Annotated in this window: 5 protein-coding genes; 4 read left to right on the forward strand and 1 reads right to left on the reverse strand. The window is 64.3% G+C overall.

Annotation, left to right across the window (positions count from 1 at the left end):
• A partial coding sequence (locus ACLPJJ_RS02275) for a topoisomerase C-terminal repeat-containing protein (protein WP_443589143.1) occupies positions 1–571 on the forward strand: 571 nt, incomplete at its 5' end.
• 3 nt (positions 572–574) lie between these two features.
• On the opposite strand, the gene ACLPJJ_RS02280 is transcribed toward ACLPJJ_RS02275, so the two are convergent.
• Positions 575–1,036 carry a hypothetical protein gene (locus tag ACLPJJ_RS02280; RefSeq protein WP_443589144.1) on the reverse strand — a complete coding sequence of 154 codons (462 nt, stop codon included), beginning with the start codon at positions 1,034–1,036 and terminating at the stop codon, positions 575–577.
• A gap of 114 nt (positions 1,037–1,150) precedes the next feature.
• Here ACLPJJ_RS02280 and ACLPJJ_RS02285 point away from each other — a divergent pair, with 114 nt between their 5' ends.
• The 3 genes from ACLPJJ_RS02285 to ACLPJJ_RS02295 all read left to right on the forward strand — a co-directional run bounded on the left by ACLPJJ_RS02285 (position 1,151) and on the right by ACLPJJ_RS02295 (position 3,187).
• Positions 1,151–1,549, forward strand: coding sequence for an MAPEG family protein (locus tag ACLPJJ_RS02285; protein WP_443589145.1), 399 nt, complete (start codon positions 1,151–1,153; stop codon positions 1,547–1,549).
• A gap of 83 nt (positions 1,550–1,632) precedes the next feature.
• On the forward strand, positions 1,633–2,328 hold the full coding sequence (pdeM, locus tag ACLPJJ_RS02290; RefSeq protein ID WP_443589146.1) for a ligase-associated DNA damage response endonuclease PdeM: 696 nt from the start codon (positions 1,633–1,635) through the stop codon (positions 2,326–2,328).
• Positions 2,329–2,515: 187 nt separating this feature from the next.
• Positions 2,516–3,187: a metallophosphoesterase gene (locus ACLPJJ_RS02295; RefSeq protein WP_443589147.1), complete on the forward strand. Its 672-nt coding sequence runs from the start codon at positions 2,516–2,518 to the stop codon at positions 3,185–3,187.
• Positions 3,188–3,402 lie beyond the last annotated feature (215 nt).

The raw sequence follows: 3,402 nt of genomic DNA on the forward strand, positions 1-3,402 counted from the left end.
TCGTGGCATGAATGGCGCCACGTTGACGCTGGAAGAGGCGCTGGGGCTGCTCTCGCTCCCGCGCTTGGTCGGCATCCACCCCGAGACGGGGCAGAAGATCGAGGCCAATATCGGCCGCTTCGGCCCGTATGTGAAAATGGGCGCGATCTTCGCCTCGCTCGACCGTGACGACAACGTGCTGCATCTCGGCCTCAACCGGGCCATGGACCTGATCGCCAAGAAGCAGGACTCCATCCGCACAGTGGGGGCGCACCCCAAGGATGGCGAGCCGGTGCTGGTGCGCAAGGGCCGGTTCGGCCCCTATGCGCAATGGGGCAATACGGTCGCCAACCTGCCACGCGGGCAGGAGATGGCGGACGTGATGCTGGATGAGGCCGTGGCGCTGCTTGCCGAGAAAGGCAAGGTCATGGCGCCCAAGGGCAAGAAGGGCGCCGCCAGCAAGAAGGCCACAGCCAAGCCTGCCGCCAAGAAGGCGGCTGAAAAGCCCCCCGCCAAAAAAACCGCAGCCAAGCCGAAAGCGGCCAAGGCTCCGGCCAAAGCCAAGACCAAGAAGGCGGTACCCGCCGCCTGAGGCTTACGAGGCGGTCTCGCTCGCTTCTTCGCCAGCGTCCTTGACGGCGATTTCGCCAGCGTCCTCGACGGCGATCTTCGTCCGCTTGGCGGCGCCAACCGGCTTATGCTCCGGCGCTGCCGCGCGTTCTCCTTGCAGCAACTTCCCGGCATCCGAGAAGCAGGCCTTCAACTCGTCGTTTATCTCGCGGATCACGGCGACGAGCTTGTCCATATCCTCCGACAATTGCTGGCTGGCGTGGCCGGGCTCGGCCCAGCCGCCATTGAACAAGCCCAGGCGGCTGGCCATGCATTCCTGGCCGAAGCGCAGTTCCAGCCGCGCTGCCGCGGCCATACCCTGCATCACGCGTTCCTGGGCACGCAGCACGCACAAAGTGCGCTGGCGCCAGTCGTCCATCACGCCTGTAGGGTTGAAAGCTGCTATCGTCTGCTCGAAGCTGCGCGTTGATTCTTGAGTATGTGACATGCCAAGTTCCCCTTCTTTTGGCCGGCCCAGTATAACAGTGGGGGCCAAGGCCAGGCGTTAACAATTCGGCTTGATACGAAAGCTTAACATCATGGTTATTTTGGGGGAAGTTTCATGACCAGCGAACATATACTGCTCGCCACCGGAGGCGTGCTCGGCATCATCATGCTCGTTCTGTCCGCCATGGTGACGCGCCAGCGCTACCTGCTGCGGGTCTCGCTTGGCGACGGCGGCGGCACCCCGGTGCATGAACCGCTGCGCGTGGCCATGCGGGCCCAGGCAAATTTCGCGGAATACGTGCCGCTGATCCTGCTGCTTTTGGGCGGGCTTACCCTGGCCGGGGCCGATAGCCGGTTGATCCTGGGCTTGAGCGTGGTGCTCGTCATCGCCCGCATTGCCCACCCCATAGGCATGTACCGCCCTGCGCCGAATCCCTTGCGCGCCGGTGGAATCATTCTCACCTGGTGCGTGCTGCTGGTGGCAAGCTTCGCAGCCATACTGTACGCGCTGTAAGCTTGGCGGACCTGCGGCAGGAGCATCCGTAACATTAAATTTATACATGGCGGCGGCGGAAAGAATATGCTTTTCGATGTGTCATGACCGCTGCCCCGCTGCATTTCCGAGATGAACGACTGATGCTGGACCCGGCCGGAGCGGCGTTCTGGCCAAAGAAACGGGTGCTCATTGTTGCCGACCCGCATTTCACGAAAAATCAGGGTTTTGCTTCCCGCCCTGGCCTGCCTCCCGCGCATGACACCAAGGCCGCGATCGAGCGGCTGAACCGGCTGGTGCGGCTGTACCGGCCGGGCAAGGTTGTCGTGCTCGGGCAGTCCTTGCAGGAGACTGACGGCACCACCCGCCTGGCCAAGGACGACAAGGGCCGCATCGAGGCGATGGCGCGAGAGGCGCAGTTCATCTGGGTCGCTGGCGACCACGATGCCGCCTCCCACGCCCTGCCCGGCCAATGCGTGGTGCTGCACCGCGAGGGCCCGTTCACCTTCCGGCACGAGCCTAGCCACCAGCTCGGCCCGCGCGAGATCGAACTCTCCGGCCATTTCCACCCCAAGGCGAGCATCGACACCCGCGGCAAGCGCGTTTCCCGCCCCTGCTTCGTGGCTGACGCGCAGCGCCTGGTGCTGCCCGCCTTCGGCAGCCATGCCGGCGGCGTGGATGTGCGCGAGCCCGCCATCTCCCGGCTGTTTCCGCGGGGCCTGCGCGTGTTCCTGCTGGGGCAGGACCAGCTCTTCTCCTTCGCCCTGGAGCAGCTTGGCCGCGTGGCCGAGGTGGCGTGAGCACCAGCCTCGTCTGGTTCCGCAACGACCTGCGGCTGCGCGAGACCTATCCGCGCCCTGGCCGCGTACCAGAAGAACAAAACCACAGAATGACTGACGTTTCACGTTGCTGCCATCTTGCCTTTCGGGGTAGAGATGACAATGTGGAAGTTGTAATGCCTTTACTTTCAACAACCTCCAGCAGCGCATGATTCCGTCTGGCGTGAAGCTGCGCGTTGTGGGCGATGTTCACGGCGCCTCAAAAGCCTTCGCCGCCGCCGCCGAGACCGATCGTTTCGTCATTCAGCTCGGCGATCTGGTGGACGACGGGCCGGACACGCCCGGCGCGCTGCGCATCATGTTCCGGCTGCTGGAGGAAAAGCGCGGTCTGTTCATCCTCGGCAATCACGACTTCAAGCTGGCCCGGGCCCTGCGCGGCGACAATGTGCGCGGCGCCCCTACCATCCGCACCTTGGCCGAACTGCCTGCCGAACTGCGTGACCGCACGCGTGAGACCATCATGGCAGCGCCCGCCTGGGCTATGCTCGGGCCGCTGTTCTTCGTGCACGGCTCATTCCACCCAGGCATGCTGGAGGAACCGCCGCCGCCCTTCCCGCCCGGCCGCGCCTGCCCGCTGCTTGCACGCGCCTTATACGGGCAGACCACCGGGCGCGTGACCGGCGCAGGCAAGCCGGAGCGGCTGCTGCGCTGGGTGGAGGAAATCCCGCGGGGCCTGACCGTGTATGCCGGGCATGACCAGCGCAGCACGGATGGCCGCCCCTATATCCGCACCGCCCGCAGCGGCGGCACGGCGGTGTTTTTGGACACTGGCGCCGGCAAGGGCGGACACCTTTCCTGGGTGGACGTGGACCCGGTCTAAAACCCGCCCTGGCGGCCACTCAACGCGCTTTTTCTGCGCTCCGGTGCTCACGTACTTGGAGTACGCTCCGCTCCGGTGCTCAAAAAATCACGCTGATTGACTCCCCATGCTGGTCTGCCCCCTTAGAAGCGATCCACCTTTTGTGTAGTTTTATTTTGGAGGTGGATTATGCCGCGGAAGATTTACAAGCCCGAGGAGATCATTGCGAAGCTTCG

The sequence above is a fragment of the Acidocella sp. genome (genome assembly GCF_052326845.1).
In the GTDB taxonomy this organism is placed as follows: domain Bacteria; phylum Pseudomonadota; class Alphaproteobacteria; order Acetobacterales; family Acetobacteraceae; genus Acidocella.